Origin of the sequence: Paenibacillus sp. FSL R5-0928 (assembly GCF_037970385.1) — a bacterium.
In the GTDB taxonomy this organism is placed as follows: domain Bacteria; phylum Bacillota; class Bacilli; order Paenibacillales; family Paenibacillaceae; genus Paenibacillus_AQ; species Paenibacillus_AQ odorifer.
On the sequence record NZ_CP150225.1, the window covers coordinates 918938 to 935043 of the forward strand.

Consider the following 16106-nt stretch of genomic DNA (forward strand, 5'->3'; position numbering starts at 1 on the left):
CAAGGGTAGCGTGTATACCCTTGCTTATTATTTAAGGTGGGACTAGAGAAATGAACAAGAAGAAATGGTTAACAGCGATACTAATCATAGGTGTATTGGCTATCGCCTTCTTTTGGGGCGGGGATTACCAGAAGAGCCCAAACAAGGTCGCTAATAGTAGCGTTGAGACACAGGTTATAGAGCCAGAGAACACTGCTTCCGCAACAAATGTTGATGTTGAACCCACTGAGGCAATCGCTACTGAGACAACAGAGATAACACCGTCAGCTACGCCAAGTGAAACAGCTAAGCCCATTGAAACCCTAAAACCAAATGAATCGGCAACACCAACGGAAGCTGTAACACCAACAGGAACTGCAGCACCAACAGAAGTTGTAACACCGGTCGTAACAACAAAACCTGCTGCAACGAAGCAACCTACCGCAACGCCGAAAGCGGCTAAAACGCCCGTGCCGGAAACGAAAGCGACGGCAAAACCCGTAACAAAACCTGATTCAAAAGTAGCGACAACAGAAACCAAGCAGGAACCGAAAAAGGATAAATTTCTTACCGATCCAGTGCCGAGCGGGAAACCTAAACCAGTGGAATGGCAAGATGCAACAGTAGATAAGAAGAAGCAATTAACGGCTACCTTGTCCGTCTCAGCGGCAACAATTTTAGATAACATGGATATTTTTAATGAGGATAAGCTTGAAGTATTGCCGGCAGATGGTATCATTTATAAAGCGCAGAAGGTAACCTTTTATGAAGGTGAGTCTGTGTTTGATGTTCTACTAAGAGAAATGAAAAAGAATAAAATCCATATGGAATTTAGCATGACGCCGATCTATAACAGTAATTATATTGAAGGCATAAATAATCTGTATGAATTCGATGCTGGAGAGCTCAGTGGATGGATGTACAAAGTAAATGGCTGGTTCCCTAACTACGGCAGTAGCCGTTATGTTCTCAAAGATGGCGATGTCATTGATTGGGTATACACTTGTGATCTAGGTCGAGATGTAGGTGGGTATGTAGCCACAGGAGGAGCTCAGAAATAATGAAGGATAGCTTTTCTACCTTTCATCCGTTTGTGAATTTTCTATATTTTGTTGTTGTATTGCTGTTTAGTATGGTGTTTATGCATCCTATATTTCAGGTGATCGCCCTTAGTAGTGCTGTAGCCTACTCAATTATGTTAAAAGGAAAAAAGGGCATCCGAATTAATCTGCTTTACATGATTCCTTTTCTGCTATTTATGGCAGTGATGAATCCTGTTTTTAATCATCAAGGGGTAACGATCTTGTTCTATTTAAACAACGGGAACCCCATCACGAAGGAATCGATTCTTTATGGCGTGGCAGCGGCGTGTATGTTTGTGACGGTAATTATTTGGTTCTCCTGTTATAACGTCGTGATGACCTCGGATAAGTTTATTTATATATTCGGAAAAATACTGCCGGCACTGTCGTTGATTTTTTCGATGGTGCTTCGTTTTGTTCCTAGATATTTAGCGCAAATCAAGGTGATTTCTAATGCTCAAAAATGTATAGGCCGGGATGTCTCACAGGGAAATCTCCTCGCGCGTGCGCGGAATGGGATTACGATTCTCTCCATTATGACCACCTGGGCTTTGGAAAATGCGATTGAGACAGCGGATTCCATGAGATCGAGAGGGTATGGATTGCCGGGCCGTACAAGCTTTTCTATCTTTCGGTTAGATGCCCGAGACAAAGTAGTTCTCTTGATCATGACAGGCTTAATTGCGCTGGTAGCCGTAGGGGCAGTGTTGGGTGAGAACACCATGAGATTCTATCCGTCGATTAAAGCGAGCACAATTACACCTTTTAGTATTCTTATATATATCGCTTATTTTGCGTTATGTATGATCCCAGTGCTCATCAATATGGTGGAGGAAATGAAATGGAAATCTATCGAATCGAAGAACTAAGCTTTACTTTTCCTGAACAAGAGCAAGCGGCTCTTTCGAATATTAATCTTACGATTGAAAGTGGAGACTTCATTACCATTTGTGGAAAGTCAGGCTGTGGCAAAAGCACTCTGCTTAGACAACTGAAAACAATCCTAACCCCACATGGCAATCGCCAAGGGGCAATTTATTATAAGGGTCAACCTGTAGAGGAGATCGATCAACGCACACAGGCAGCGGAAATTGGTTATGTACTCCAAAGTCCGGACAATCAAATTGTGACAGATAAAGTATGGCATGAGCTTGCTTTTGGGCTTGAGAGCTTAGGGTACGATAATTCTACGATTCGCCTGCGTGTGGCGGAAATGGCTAGTTTTTTTGGGATCCAGACCTGGTTTCATAAAAGTGTGACCGAGCTATCAGGCGGCCAGAAGCAGCTGCTTAACTTAGCATCCATAATGGCTATGCATCCCTCGGTTCTAATCCTCGATGAGCCTACCTCCCAGCTAGATCCTATTGCGGCTTCCGATTTTCTGGAGACGGTCAAAAAAATAAATCGTGAGCTGGGAACAACCGTGATCATGACCGAGCATCGTCTAGAGGATGTTCTTCCGCTTACAGATCGGTTGATTGTGCTGAATGAGGGAGCTGTGATTGCTGATGATCCCCCGCAAAAGGTGGGCGAGGTTTTATGTAAGCTGAACCATCCGATGTTTCTGTCCATGCCCTCACCGATGCAGATTGTTGCAGGAGTAGATCATGACTTAGTGTGGCCTGTTACTGTAAAGGAAGGACGCCAATGGTTGGATGCTTTTCTAAAGGGTAAGACTCCTGCAACGATGGCAGAAACTCAGCCTAGCACGAAAGAGGCCGGCCCTGTAGTCATAAAGTTTAAGGACGTATGGTTTAAATATGATAAAAATGGGCCGGATGTCATTAAAGATTTGTCGTTTGAAGTGAAGCAAGGGCAATTTTATTGTATTGTTGGCGGGAATGGAACAGGGAAGACATCGACGCTGTCGCTGATGAGCGGGATCCTTCAGCCTTATAGAGGGAAAGTTCTTATCGGCGGGAGCAACCCTGCGAAGATGAATGCCAAAGCGTTGTTTACTAACAATCTGGGCATCCTCCCGCAAAATCCGCAAACCTTATTTGTGAAAAAAACAGTCGAGCTAGATTTATATGAAATGTTATCCCAGCTCTCTTTGACGAAGGAAGAAAAAAACGCCAGAGTTGAAGCTGTGGTTAAGTTCGCAGAACTGGAACATCTCCTCTCCATGCATCCGTATGATCTCAGCGGGGGAGAACAACAGCGTGCAGCGTTGGCGAAGGTCCTTTTGTTAGAACCAAAGATTCTGCTGTTGGATGAACCGACCAAAGGACTGGATGGGCCCTTCAAAGAGAAGCTAGCCGTATTCCTGCAAAAGCTCAATGCCGAAGGCGTTACTATTGTAATGGTCTCGCATGATGTTGAATTTTGTGCCAAGTATGCTGAGGTCTGCGCCATGTTTTTTGATGGAAGTATCATCACTACGAATGAAGCACAGAAGTTTTTTGCGGGAAACAGCTTCTATACAACGGCCGCCAACCGTATGGCGCGTCATGTATGGAATGAGGGAGTAACGATAGAGGGTGTGATTGATTTATGTCAAAGAAGCAGATAACGGATCGTCGTTTGAGTCGTCGAACTTTATTAGCGGCACTACTAATCCTCATAGTCATTCCAGCTACGATTTTATTAGGCATCTTTGTGCTAAATGATCGGAAGTATTATTTTATCAGTCTATTAATTGTTATCTATACGATGGTTCCTTTTGCGATGGTGTTCGAGAACCGGAAGCCGCAGGCGAGGGAGCTGATCGTTATAGCGGTGTTAGCAGCCATTGCCGTGGCGGGACGCGCAGCCTTTTTTATGTTGCCGCAGTTTAAGCCAGTGGTTGCTATTGTCATCATCGCAGGGGTAAGCTTGGGAGCGGAGGCAGGATTTTTGGTTGGCGCTGTTGCAGGCTTTGTCTCGAATTTCTTCTTTGGGCAGGGACCTTGGACGCCTTGGCAAATGTTTTGTTTTGGCATCATTGGCTTCCTGGCGGGCATTTTCTTCAAGAAGGGTCTGCTTAAAAAGAATAAGCTTTCGCTATGTATATTCGGAGGCTTAGCGACGTTTTTCGTATACGGAGGCATTATCAATATAGGCTCGTTGATGATGTTCACTTCAGAGTTCTCCTGGCCGGCTTTAATGACCACTTATATTTCAGGTTTTTGGTTTGATATGGTGCATGCGATCTCGACGGTGGTATTTTTGTTTTTTATTGCTAATCCTATGATTGAGAAGTTGGATCGGATAAAAACGAAATATGGGTTGATTGAGCCTTAGGTTCTTGGTGTTAGCTTTTGGACGCTGTGCGCTTTTTACGCTGGCGAACGCTCCGCTTTTCCACAATCAGTCCGTTCTCTCCGCTGCTATCAGCGCGAATTCCAAAACACCAACACACAAACACAAACACAAACACAAACACAAACACAAACTAAAGGCTCAACGCCTCCCGCTTCGGTTTTTACCGGAAGGGGGAGGGGAACTAGTGGCTACGAATCAAACCACTGTGACAAACCACTGAAAAGAGAATATACCTAGTAGCGATGCTCCTAGGTGAAAACTTATAAACAGGCGATGTTCCGGTATACCGGTATCGCCTGTTTTTTTGATTCACTTAACGTTCAGCAACAACTTTGTGCGGGGGAACCCCAGCATCGGGCTGCTTATGAGTGGCTTCAAGTGTGGAGAGGTCGCCGTCCAGTGTTTTGAGTCCGGGGAGCAGCAAGGCAGCGCTGGCACAGAGCAGTGGAAGCAATCCGGCGATGACAAAAAGCGCAGGCACGCCATAGAGTTCAGCAATCGCGGCGCCGGCAAAAGCACCAAAAGGCTGCAAGCCGCCACCGATTAAAAAACGGATGGAGTTGACTCTTCCTTGCAGATTACCCGGAACCAGCCGTCCATGGAGTGAAGAGCTTAAGGAGCCGAAGAAGGGAGCTATCGTTCCGGTGGCGAATACGGCGGCAAGGGCAAAAGAAAAACTAGGAAATAACCCCCATAATGTTGTTACTAAACCGATGGTCCCCAGACTGCTGAGCATGACAAGCCGCCTCTTTTTAATTTCCCCTATCATGGAAATGATGCTTAGCCCGACTAAGGTTCCAAGTGCGAAAACTGTACTAAGTGTGCCCATCGTCGCCGCATCACGGTGGAGCACTTCGCGTACAAAAGGAACCATCATGGTCCAGACGGCAATGGAGCTTAGATTACTAATAGAGGCCATCATCATTATCGTAAGCATGGCGGGGAATTGTTTATAGAAGGTAAAACCCTCAGCTATTTCGCGAACATAGACGGTAATGGAGAAACGGCCTGGAGCTGGAGAGGGCTTGGGTAGCTTCTGCAGGCACAGCAAGGTAGTGATGGCCGCAACGTAACATAACATGTTGATGCTAAGGGCTGGCAGTGCTCCACTGGCAGCGGTCAACGCCCCAGCCAGGGCGGGGCCTAGCAAGACTGCTGCACTTTTGCTGCCATCGATGATAGCAAAAGCCCGCACCAGCTTCCGGCTATCGGCAACGCCGGGAATAACAGCCATGGCTGTTGGCATGAACAGAGCGGCGCAGGCCCCGCTGAGACCAGCAGCGACAAACAGATGCCACAGCTGCAGTTGGCCAGCCAGACCCATGCCTAGCGGCAGTGCTATAGCTAACAGGCGAATGGCTGCCAAGCAGGCCATAAAGCGTACCCGGTGGAGTCGGTCGGACAGCGGCGAGCCCAGCAAGCGCAGCAGCAGCTCAGGTATGCCGGAGCTGAGCGCGAGTGCTCCCATCGCTAGTTTGGAACCCGTCAGCTCATAGACGAGCCATTCCATAGCCAACAAGCCAAAAGCATCCCCAAAAGCACTTAAAGTTATGGTTGAGAGTAAACCATAATAGCTGCGTTTTATCATAGCCTGTTCACTCCTTTCTTATATTTCTCGCATATACGCTTACCGTCCTTATAAGGACGCTTAAGGCGTTTATGCTTAATTCTCCAAATACGACCCAATCTGCTGCGGTAGCCCATTTAAGGCTTCCAATCGCAGGCTGTACGATGTGCTTTTAACGTTGGTATGGACAATGACCAGCCCTGCTGCGCGCAACGCGATCAGATGGTAGTGGATTGTACTTTTAGAAAGTCCGACTTCCCGCACGATTTCCGTGAAATTCAACTGCTTGCCTGTAAGCAGACGAAGGATATACAGCCGCGTCTCATCCGAGAGTGCCCGGGTAAGTCGAAGTAGTGCTGGAGCAGGCCGGCCAGCTTCGGGAGGGAGAACATCACAAGAGTAGCTAGTGAACACGAATTCATCAAACATAGAGGTGGTGACCAGTGGGCGGGCATGATATTGCGGAATGATAATGACCTTCTTCAGACGTTCGGTTGGATAGAGGCGCATTCCGTCGGTTGCTGCTTCAAAGACTTCCATATCATTGTTCCCATTCAGTGTCGTTCGTCTTGACTCGGCTTCCTGTTCAAGCCCTTTGAGGATATTAGGGTCGATTCCATTGAAGTAACCCGCGTTCCATTCGCGCAGGATGTCAGAGGCAGTGTCTCTTAGCTCGGAAAGATTAGAGGGGACCGATTGGCCGAAACGTCCAGATATTTCATACAGTTCACCCGAAGTTAACCCATCAAACCAATCCAGAAAGCTGCTAACCGAACGTTCTACTGGACAGCACCAAATATAGGGAGCCAAACTGAAATCATCAAGTTTCTTAACGACCTCTTGCATTTTACGAAGCAACATCGGGGCAAATCTTGCTTGGACTTCACGTACCCAGAGCTTACCGGAATCCATAGCAGTATGGTTCTGCTTGCTTAGAAAAGCAGTCATACTGTTCACACATTCATACATGGGGGCAAAATCGACTTCTACTTTATATTCCATGAGCTTCTCCATTCTTTGAGTAAGTTACTGAAACAATTATTTGTTCTATAATTATAGAACTTATTATTAGTTTTATTGTAAACGAACTAAAATTCGTTTTCAATAGCCATTCGACTGAAAAACAAAAGAAATTTTAATTACGAAAAAAAGACAGTTCCGGTAGGCACATTTTGTGCACTAGGAACTGGCTTTTGATGTCTACACAATTTATATACTTTTTAGGAGTTCCACTTTCTGTCTTCAGGCTCATAATGAAGAGACTAGGTTAAGAAGTAGCCCACAGCAAAGATCAGCGCAACAATAAAGTAATGAAGCCAGTTATTCCTACCGAAGACAAACTTACCGTTGAGCCATCGGGAGATAAGACAGGTGAGAAAACCGATAATAAACCAAATGAAGTTAAGCGGTTTACATAAGGCATAAAGGGTGATGACGACTAACGTAATATGAGAAAGCAAAAACAAATAAATATAACCCACAGCAGATTTAGCGGAGCCCTTAATTAGAATCCCCACTGCCCCAAGCACACTAACCATTCCATACAAGATTATAAGGCTTGAACCTATCATTTGATGCACCCCCATTAATAAAATTAAACGTTGCGGGGTTAACCCCGTGTCAATTTATATTTGTATGGAGGAGGTTGTACTTTTGCGAATCGGTGAATTTATAGCCCTAACAGGAACTACGAAAGACACCATCAGACATTATGAGGATCTGGACTTGATTATGTCCAAGGGACCAGATGGTAAACGGATGTATACAGAGCAGCATCTGGCAGATTATTTTGTCATTCAAGAGTTGAAAAGTTATGGAGTTATACTAAGGGATATCCAGTCTATTTTTAAATTGAAAAGGAGTTATGGGTGTGGCCATGCCGAGTTGATTAAGGAAGTAGGTGAATCTCTGAATCTTCAGCTGGACGGATTGAGACAAGAAGAATTGGAACTCCGTAATCGGATACGGATGCTTGAAAGGCTGGTCCAACAGATTGCTGAAATATAATCAATTGATTATATAAGCGTTTGGTTATATAATAAATCTGAAAATCAGATGAAGAAGGTGTTATTAGATTTGAAGGAATTGAAGGGCATGAATGATTTGACTCAGGGTCCTATTATGCCTACCTTAATGAAATTAACGCTTCCCATTATTGCGACGAATTTCATTTCCACAACTTATGGCCTCGTCGATATGATTTGGGTTGGAAGATTAGGAAGTGGTCCTGTTGCCGCGATTGGCACGGCGAGTTTTTTCATTAATCTAGCGATTGCATTGTCGACTATGATTACGATCGGTACAGGGATTAAGGTTGCGTTTTGTATGGGATCTGGCCAGATAGAGAAGGCTAAATCTTATATGAAAAACGGGTTTATGATGTCTATTTTATTAGGACTTCTCTATATGAGTTTAGTTCTGTTGACCAACAATCGGTTGATTGGTTTTTTTGATCTTGGAAGTGATGAAGTTGAACGGATGGCACAGCAATTTTTAATGATTTCGATCTTCGGGACGGTATTTTCCATCGTAAATACTTTGTTTGCCACACTCTTAAACTCGATGGGAAATAGTAAACAACCGTTTCAGATCTTCTCCATTGGTCTTATGGTTAATATTGTTCTTGATCCATTTTTAATTTTTGGCTGGGGCAGTTTTGAAGGTTGGGGAGTAGCGGGGGCAGCCACGGCAACATTGACAGCGAACATCTTAGTTACGGCTCTTTTTATCATAAAGACAAGAAAGTCAGAAATCATTTCGAACACATCAGCATGGGACAGTCGTCAAATGAAAGAAGTAATCCGTATGGGACTTCCGATCACAATCCAACGGGTCACCTTTACGCTCATATCGATCGTCATTGCTAAGATCATTGTACGTTTTGGGGCGGATGCGATTGCGGTGCAAAAAGTAGGGATTCAAATTGAATCTATTTCTTATATGACAATTGGAGGACTACAGGGAGCTATTGCTGCCTTTTTTGGTCAAAATTATGGAGCACGCCGATTGGACCGTATTGGGCAGGGCTATCGTAAGGCTTTGATCTTAACCACCATCTTTGGCGTGATCATATCGCTTATATTTATTGCGTTCCCGCAGCAGCTATTTTCCTTATTTTTATCAGATCAGACAAGCCTGGAATTAGGCACTGATTATATGCGCATCATTGGTTACTCACAATTATTCATGTGTATGGAATTGATGACAGTAGGTGCTTTTAACGGTATTGGCCAAACCCATATCCCGCCGATCTTTAGTATTACATTTACAGCACTGCGAATTCCACTAGCCTTGATCTTATCCGGACCTTTTGGCTTGAGTGGGGTGTGGATGTCGATTGCTCTAAGCAGTGTGTTTAAAGGAGTTATTCTTGTGTTCTGGTTTAGAAGATCTTTATTCAAAATGAACAAACAGCAGGTAAACTACTAAGCAAAGGATGATCGTTGAAATGGCTTTATTAAATCGTAAACTCATACAGCTTCTGAGGGATAACCATTTGAATAAGGAGCTTTTTCACGGCGAATTTGGACTGGAAAAAGAAAATGTCAGAGTGGATCCAGAGGGAAGACTTGCGCTGACACCACATCCTAAAGCTTTTGGCAACAAAATGGAGAACCCGTATATTCAAACCGACTTCTCAGAGAGTCAAATTGAAATGGTCACCCCTTCTTTTGATTCTATTGATGAAACTTATAACTTTCTGGAGGCGTTGCAGGATATTGTGTCGCTTGAGCTCAAGGAAGAATATCTGTGGCCAAGTAGTAATCCTCCGAGGTTACCGAATGATCAGGACATCCCCATTGCCAAGATGGGTAATCCGATTGAGGATGAATACAGACATCAGCTAGCAGACAAATACGGTCGCAAAAGACAATTGCTGAGCGGAATCCATTACAATTTCTCTTTTGATGAACAATTTCTGAGACAGCTTCATGACATAGCAGATCCGCAGGTGAGCTTTAAAGAATTCAAAGACGCTACCTACTTAAAAATAGCCCGCAACCTATTGCGGTACCGTTGGCTTCTTATCTATTTAACAGGCGCCAGCCCTGTTTTTGATAAGACTTATATGGAACAATGTGTAGCTCGCGGGGAATCAGATGACGACAAAAGCTTTTATTATCAGAATATGAATTCACTGCGAAATAGCGAATGTGGGTATCGAAATGAAAAACCTCTTTATGTATCTTTTGCTTCGTTAAAGGATTATGTTCATGATTTACAAGCTTTGATCGAATCGGAAGAATTATTAAGTGTAAAAGAGTTTTATAGTCCGGTTAGAGTGAAGACAGCAAGAGGCAAACATCCTTTAGAGGAACTGATGCAAGATGGGATAGCTTATTTGGAGCTTCGGTTTATTGATCTGAATCCACTCTACAAAATAGGAATCGGCAAAGAAACGATGATTTTCATTCATCTATTTATCTTGTATATGCTGCTGAAGGAGGACGAACCGTTCGGAGTAGAGGATCAGAAGATGGCGAATCTTAATCATGATCAATTGATCATGGAGGGGATAAAGGGATGTTTGCATGATTACGGGGATTCATGTACAACGATGGAGCAACAGGCATTAACTTGTATTCATGAGATGCAGGATCTGATCCAACTGTTGAACCCGGAGAATGAAGTGTTTTTGAACGTATTGCATGGAGCTAAGAATAAAATTGTAGAGCCAGACCGGAGTTTTGCAGCTATTGTGAAGTCGGAAGTTCAACAATCCTCTTTTGTACAATACCATCTGAATAAAGCTAAACAATATGCTAAGGAAAGTCTTGCGAATGGATACCGTTTTGTGGGATATGAGGATCTGGAGCTATCTACACAGCTTCTTTTGAAGGCAGCGGTTAAACGTGGCATTAAGTTTCAATTGATCGATCGGGAAGAGAACTTTGTAGTGCTTACGCAAGGTGATCATAAAGAATATGTTAAGCAAGCAACGAAGACCTCCCTTGATTCTTACAGTACGGTATTAATCATGGAAAATAAGATCGTTACGAAAGAAGTTCTTAAACAGCAAGGCATTCGGGTTCCCGCAGGAGAAGCTTTTCGAAATCTGGAAGAGGCAATGAATGCGCATGGCACTTACCGTAACAAGGCTATTGTGATTAAGCCCAAATCAACCAATTTTGGACTCGGCATTACTATTTTTACAGACGACTTCTCTAAAGAAGATTATCAAAAAGCTTTCGAAATCGCCTTCGAATTTGATCGAACTGTGCTACTAGAGGAGTTCATGACGGGAAAAGAATATCGTTTTCTTGTCATGGGTGATGAAGTAGTCGGAGTATTGCACCGGGTTCCTGCGAATGTGATTGGAGATGGTGTACATACGATTGAACAACTGGTGCACGAGAAGAATAAGGATCCATTAAGAGGCCGCGGGTACAAGACACCACTTGAGAAAATTCAGATCGGTGAAGCAGAAGCGATGTTCTTGAACAACCACGCTCAGGCTTGGAGTGATATTCCTCCATTAAACGAAGTCATCTATCTTCGGGAGAACTCTAATATTAGCACGGGTGGTGACAGCCTGGATTTTACGGATGAGATCCCAGATAGTTATAAGGATCTGGCGATTCAAGCGGCTAAAGCTGCGGGCGCCACTTTTTGTGGAGTGGATATGATGATTGATGACATCAAGGAAGAAGCCAATGATACCAACTATAGCGTTATTGAGATTAACTTTAATCCAGCGATTCATATTCATTGTTATCCTTATAAAGGGAAGAACCGAAAGGCGGATGAACGGATTCTGGATCTATTATTTGGGGAATAAACAGAAGCTCAACCAGTACCTTTGGTTGAGCTTCTGTTTTTAAAGGGGAAATTCGCTTCCCACCCACTACATGTTCATGTTAGGAGTTGCCCGCAGCTGCAACACCACTAAAGTTTCTGGCTTGGACATTATTAAAGGGATCTGTTGCAGCTGCATTTGTGAAGATCTCTGCTGTGTACTGAATTTGACCTGTTGCGACAGCCGCTGGTGGTGGAATATCTACTGCTGTAAAACCGAAAGCTTCATTTTCTCTGCTGATCGCAACCCCAAATGTCGTGGTGAAAATGATCGTTCCGTTTCTGCGAACATTAACGGTATTGGTATTGAAAAGAGGATTGTTTTCTACTTTTAGAAATCCGGTCAAAAGTACGCGGACATTGCCTTGATTCTCAGCCGACACGCCTGCGGTCTGAATACCAATATCCCCAAAAACAAGGGGGGTCGCTGCTAGTGGAATAACTGCTGGTGTAGCATCCGAAGCAGCTTGGTTGGATAGTCTTAAATCTACAAACTGAATGGTCATATTATATTCACCTCCTAGAAATAGAATATGATAGAAGGAGAGTTAACTCTTGGATTTGCTATGTAATTCATCAGCTACCTACTTGCATGGCTTGATGATCAAGTGTTAAATGAAAGAAGGGTTAGAAGTTTAAGGAAAGGCGGGAGCTATTATCAAACATAGGAATAAGTCTAAAAGGATATTATTGATTTCATTAATGCTGTTGGCAGTGGTTATCATTGGTGCGGTGGTGCTTGGGGAACGCGGAGGAATAATGAGTAAATCCGAGAGCTCTTTCAAAAGTCCTGCTGAACCGTCGCCCCTTATCATTACACATGAGAATAGTACAGATGCTATAGAGAACTATGTCATTCTAAAGACGAGCTGGAATGGAGCGGACTATGATCGGGCCTCCTTTTACTATACGGCTTGGCATAGTGAACCTACGCTTCTAACGGGTCTGCGTCGCTTGAAACCAGGGGAGAAAATGCAGGTCGACTTTGGAGATTACGCACCGAGTGAAGTCACAGTAAAGATGGCCTATCTAACTGAGAGCTTTGATGAATCGCAGCTTCCAATTGTAGAAGTTCCTGTAACACTCGTGGAAGGGAAATATGAATTTGTGAACCCTCCAGCATCCACCAGTGATATTCCCACTTCGGGTCGCGTCTTTAGTGTTATAGCTAGATGGGGTGAGAACATCTGCGAATATGTCTTCGCATCAGATGGCAAGTTTGATAACTATGAATATGATTTATGAGGTTAGTCGAAGATAAGAGATGTTCTAGAGCCGGTCCGGTTTTGGAATATCTCTTTTTTTGTCTCGATTTTAGACAAATCTAACGATGTGTCTATTTTTTAGACAATGCACCGTTATTGTCTAGTTGGGGAGGACTGTTAACCTGATTAACCATTTAGAGCTAAGTTTAATTAGATCGAGAGATGGATGAGAGAATACCCGTTTTTAATATTATGAAGACAACTTTAAGACGAGGGAGGAGTGAACGTCATAGGTACAGAAACGGAAGAACTGAATTATGATGACATTCAAGGAATCGTCTTACAAGAACGCCCTACCCCTTACGTTGGGACCTATATATTGCTGTCCATCGATCATCAACAGGACGGGAAAGTGATGCTGAAGCGGCTTCTCGACGAAGTGACGTCGGCCGGACAGTGGAGTAATCCTCACGAAGGTGCTTGGGTCAACGTTGGTTTTACTTATCAAGGACTCCAGAAGCTGGGGATTCCTCAGGAGTCGCTCAACAGCTTCGACCTGGAGTTCCGGGAGGGTATGGCTGCCCGGGCAGCTAAGCTAGGGGATGTAAACGAAAGCAGCCCGGAGCACTGGGAAGACCCGCTGGGTACTGACAAAGTCGATGTGGCGCTTGCTCTGTTCGCGCCCACCAAAGAAGCGCTGCTTCAAGCAGAAGAAGCAGCCCGTCGAATCCACTGTGAACTGAATGGTGTATCCGTCGTTTACCAGCTGGATGTCGGAATGAATCCTGACGGACGTACTCATCTGGGCTTCATGGATGGAATCAGCAATCCGAGAATCGAAGGAAACCATGTACTCAACGCGGTGGGGCAGGAAGCGGAGATTAAAGCCGGTGAATTCCTGTTCGGGCATTTAAATGAATCTGGCACCATAACACAGGGACCACAGCCGGCAGAACTTGGCCACAATGGAAGTTACCTCAGTTTCCGCAAATTGCATATGAGGGTCGCGGCTTTCCGTCGTTATTTGCGGGAGCATGCGGATAATCGGGAAGAGGAAGAACTTTTGGCCGCTAAAATGGTAGGAAGATGGCCGAGCGGAGCCCCTTTAAGTCTGGCTCCTGAAGCAGATGACCCGGCACTGGGCGAAGATGTCAGCCGACGGAACGCATTTACGTACGGGGATGATCATAAAGGGTTGAAATGTCCGGTAAGCTCGCATATCCGTCGTGCATTTCCCCGTGACAGCTTGCAGGGTTCGGTTGTTAATGTGAACATCCACCGGTTGCTCCGGCGGTCAACGATGTATGGCCCTATACTGCCAAAAGGTGTAATGGAGGATGATGGTCAGGATAGAGGCCTTATTTTTGCAGGTATATGCAGCTCATTGTCCCGCCAATTCGAGTTTATCAAGACCGATTGGTTAAATGGAGGCAATTTCGCGGGTATGTCAACCGAGAAAGACCCTATTACCGGTAAGAATGAGGGGGAAGGGATGTTTACCATTCCGGACAAACCTATTCGCCACCGGATGAAAGAAATTCCAAGTTTTTCAATCACCAAAGGCGGGGAGTATTTCTTTGTTCCCAGCATGACTGCATTACGGTGGATGGCAGAGTTGGATCAACATATATCTAAGGAGGAATTAACATGTTAGAAGGACAAGATCAGACTAATCCGATTACAAGCGCTGGACGTGCCGGCCTGCGGGAAGGTGAAATATCTGAGCTTACCATCATTGCGCCGCTTAAAGATGGTGGGGCGGATCGTCTCCGTGAGAAGCTGAAAAAAAGCGCATCGAGACAAGCCGAAACGATGGCGAAGATCGCGACCGTTCACGACATGCGCTTCGTAATCTTTGATAACGACACGCGGCTGTTGTTCGCGACGGCTTATGATGGCGACTGGGATAGTTATATTGATGATTTTGGAACTGAAATTCCAGAGTTGTTGAATAACATGTTTAATGAAGTGAAGGATTTTCCGGGAATTGAATCTTCGGAAGCGAAAGATTTCATCGCCAACCATCAGATCACTGCATCTGGCTGGTACAGTGCTTATCCCGATGCCACGGTCAGAGATATTTGGCGCGGACAGCGAATTACGAAGGCCTGGAACGACCTACTTGACGCATCACAAAGCTAAAAAACTAGAAAAGGGGGCCTTGTCCCCTTTTCCTTCCTGATAAATTACAAAGAGGTGAACGAAAATGAACAATAATAAATCAGTGTCGTCTGAACTCGCAGAAGAAGCAGTAAACTCCATTGAGGAGGTAGCAGGCAAATATCCGGGTTATCGACGCGCGCACGCCAAAGGTGTTGTCTACCAGGCGGTGTTCACCCCTAACGGCCAAGCGGGTCCTTTGACAACAGCGGCACATTTGCAAAATCATGAGGTGCAAGCTCTCGTACGCTTCTCCAATAGCTCGACTAATCCGTCCATCCCTGATGTTTTTTCGCCTGCAAAAGGAATGGCGGTTCAGTTTGTATTGCCTGATGGGGGCGTGACAAGTTTGGTGACAATTACATTACCGATCTTTTTTGCCAAAACACCGCAATCCTTTATTAATATCTTACGTACAATTAAAGAAAATTCGTTTGAGGGAGCGACCATTGCAGACAAATTCAAAGCGGTCATGGAGAAGTATTCGGAAAGCCGGGCTGGGCTTCAAGCCGTGAAAATGCTGCAACCGCCACTCAGTTTTGCAACCAATCGTTATCATTCCATTCATGCCTATTACTTCATCAATGCTGCTGGCGAGCGGCGGGCTATTAAATATGAGTGGGAACCGGAAGCGGGTCTGCACTTTCTGGTCAAGGAAGAGGTGGAGAATCGATCTCCCGATTATTTGGAGGATGAACTAATCGAGAGACTGTCCAAAGGTCCTGTGACGTTTCAATTGACAGTAAATCTCGGACAGGAGGGAGATCCTACGGATGACCCGACGTCTGCTTGGCCCGAAGACCGGGAACGGATTGTCGTCGGCCATTTGTCGATCATCGGCGTGGCAGACGAGAAGGCTCAAGAGTACGTCTTTGATCCGACGGTTGTACCTGCCGGCATTGAATGCTCAGAAGATCCTATTCTGAACTTCCGTCATGATGCCTATGCGGAGTCACATTCCCGTCGAAGTACTAATCAGTAAGCATTTATTTTATATTCTATTAATATGATCGGGCTGTCCTAAAATGTCTGCCGACATCCTTAGGGCAGTCTTTTTAGGTATGCCTTGTGACA

At 44.8% G+C, this 16106-nt stretch carries 15 protein-coding genes; 11 read left to right on the plus strand and 4 right to left on the minus strand.

The genetic code is table 11. The features are described from left to right. Positions 1 to 50: 50 nt before the first annotated feature. From MKZ16_RS03980 to MKZ16_RS03995, 4 genes are read left to right on the plus strand one after another with little or no spacing between them, the layout of a single operon-like run. A complete protein-coding gene (locus MKZ16_RS03980) occupies positions 51 to 1040 on the plus strand; it encodes a DUF4430 domain-containing protein (protein WP_038568777.1) in 990 nt (329 codons plus the stop codon). Further along, positions 1040 to 1930, plus strand: a complete 891-nt coding sequence (locus MKZ16_RS03985; RefSeq protein ID WP_081393415.1) for an energy-coupling factor transporter transmembrane component T — start codon at positions 1040 to 1042, stop codon at positions 1928 to 1930. Before MKZ16_RS03980 ends, MKZ16_RS03985 begins: the two co-directional genes overlap by 1 nt. Next, positions 1903 to 3573, plus strand: coding sequence for an ATP-binding cassette domain-containing protein (locus MKZ16_RS03990; RefSeq protein ID WP_076105346.1), 1671 nt, complete (start codon positions 1903 to 1905; stop codon positions 3571 to 3573). The genes MKZ16_RS03985 and MKZ16_RS03990 overlap by 28 nt, the downstream gene beginning before the upstream one ends. Beyond that, positions 3555 to 4283: an ECF transporter S component gene (locus MKZ16_RS03995; RefSeq protein WP_076105347.1), complete on the plus strand. Its 729-nt coding sequence runs from the start codon at positions 3555 to 3557 to the stop codon at positions 4281 to 4283. Before MKZ16_RS03990 ends, MKZ16_RS03995 begins: the two co-directional genes overlap by 19 nt. Before the next feature lie 334 nt (positions 4284 to 4617). Here MKZ16_RS03995 and MKZ16_RS04000 read toward each other — a convergent pair whose 3' ends face one another. From MKZ16_RS04000 to MKZ16_RS04010, 3 genes are all read right to left on the minus strand, one after another. Continuing rightward, on the minus strand, positions 4618 to 5892 hold the full coding sequence (locus MKZ16_RS04000; protein WP_076105348.1) for an MFS transporter: 1275 nt from the start codon (positions 5890 to 5892) through the stop codon (positions 4618 to 4620). 75 nt (positions 5893 to 5967) lie between these two features. Continuing rightward, positions 5968 to 6873 (minus strand): winged helix-turn-helix domain-containing protein, encoded by a 906-nt coding sequence (locus MKZ16_RS04005; RefSeq protein WP_038568783.1) that lies wholly within the window; start codon positions 6871 to 6873, stop codon positions 5968 to 5970. A gap of 260 nt (positions 6874 to 7133) precedes the next feature. Further along, on the minus strand, positions 7134 to 7442 hold the full coding sequence (locus MKZ16_RS04010) for a hypothetical protein (protein ID WP_036684896.1): 309 nt from the start codon (positions 7440 to 7442) through the stop codon (positions 7134 to 7136). Positions 7443 to 7506: 64 nt separating this feature from the next. Between MKZ16_RS04010 and MKZ16_RS04015 the strand changes: the two genes are divergently transcribed. From MKZ16_RS04015 to gshAB, 3 genes are read left to right on the plus strand one after another with little or no spacing between them, the layout of a single operon-like run. Then, positions 7507 to 7878 carry a MerR family transcriptional regulator gene (locus MKZ16_RS04015; RefSeq protein ID WP_339815380.1) on the plus strand — a complete coding sequence of 124 codons (372 nt, stop codon included), beginning with the start codon at positions 7507 to 7509 and terminating at the stop codon, positions 7876 to 7878. Between the two features lie 48 nt (positions 7879 to 7926). After that, a complete protein-coding gene (locus MKZ16_RS04020) occupies positions 7927 to 9300 on the plus strand; it encodes an MATE family efflux transporter (protein WP_339815382.1) in 1374 nt (457 codons plus the stop codon). 19 nt (positions 9301 to 9319) lie between these two features. After that, complete coding sequence (gene gshAB / locus MKZ16_RS04025) at positions 9320 to 11650, plus strand: bifunctional glutamate--cysteine ligase GshA/glutathione synthetase GshB (RefSeq protein WP_076105350.1); 2331 nt, start codon at positions 9320 to 9322, stop codon at positions 11648 to 11650. Positions 11651 to 11729: 79 nt separating this feature from the next. Here gshAB and MKZ16_RS04030 read toward each other — a convergent pair whose 3' ends face one another. Continuing rightward, entirely contained in the window at positions 11730 to 12173 is a 444-nt protein-coding gene (locus MKZ16_RS04030) for a hypothetical protein (RefSeq protein ID WP_036684901.1), read from the minus strand. Positions 12174 to 12357: 184 nt separating this feature from the next. Between MKZ16_RS04030 and MKZ16_RS04035 the strand changes: the two genes are divergently transcribed. From MKZ16_RS04035 to MKZ16_RS04050, 4 genes are all read left to right on the plus strand, one after another. Continuing rightward, positions 12358 to 12912 carry a hypothetical protein gene (locus MKZ16_RS04035; RefSeq protein ID WP_076105351.1) on the plus strand — a complete coding sequence of 185 codons (555 nt, stop codon included), beginning with the start codon at positions 12358 to 12360 and terminating at the stop codon, positions 12910 to 12912. 240 nt (positions 12913 to 13152) lie between these two features. Next, positions 13153 to 14526 carry a Dyp-type peroxidase gene (locus MKZ16_RS04040; protein WP_081386542.1) on the plus strand — a complete coding sequence of 458 codons (1374 nt, stop codon included), beginning with the start codon at positions 13153 to 13155 and terminating at the stop codon, positions 14524 to 14526. Then, the gene (locus MKZ16_RS04045; RefSeq protein ID WP_052096778.1) at positions 14520 to 15014 is read left to right on the plus strand and encodes a hypothetical protein; all 495 of its coding nucleotides are present in this window, start codon (positions 14520 to 14522) and stop codon (positions 15012 to 15014) included. The genes MKZ16_RS04040 and MKZ16_RS04045 overlap by 7 nt, the downstream gene beginning before the upstream one ends. A gap of 64 nt (positions 15015 to 15078) precedes the next feature. Further along, positions 15079 to 16014 carry a catalase family peroxidase gene (locus MKZ16_RS04050; RefSeq protein WP_076105352.1) on the plus strand — a complete coding sequence of 312 codons (936 nt, stop codon included), beginning with the start codon at positions 15079 to 15081 and terminating at the stop codon, positions 16012 to 16014. The last annotated feature ends 92 nt before the right edge of the window (positions 16015 to 16106 follow it).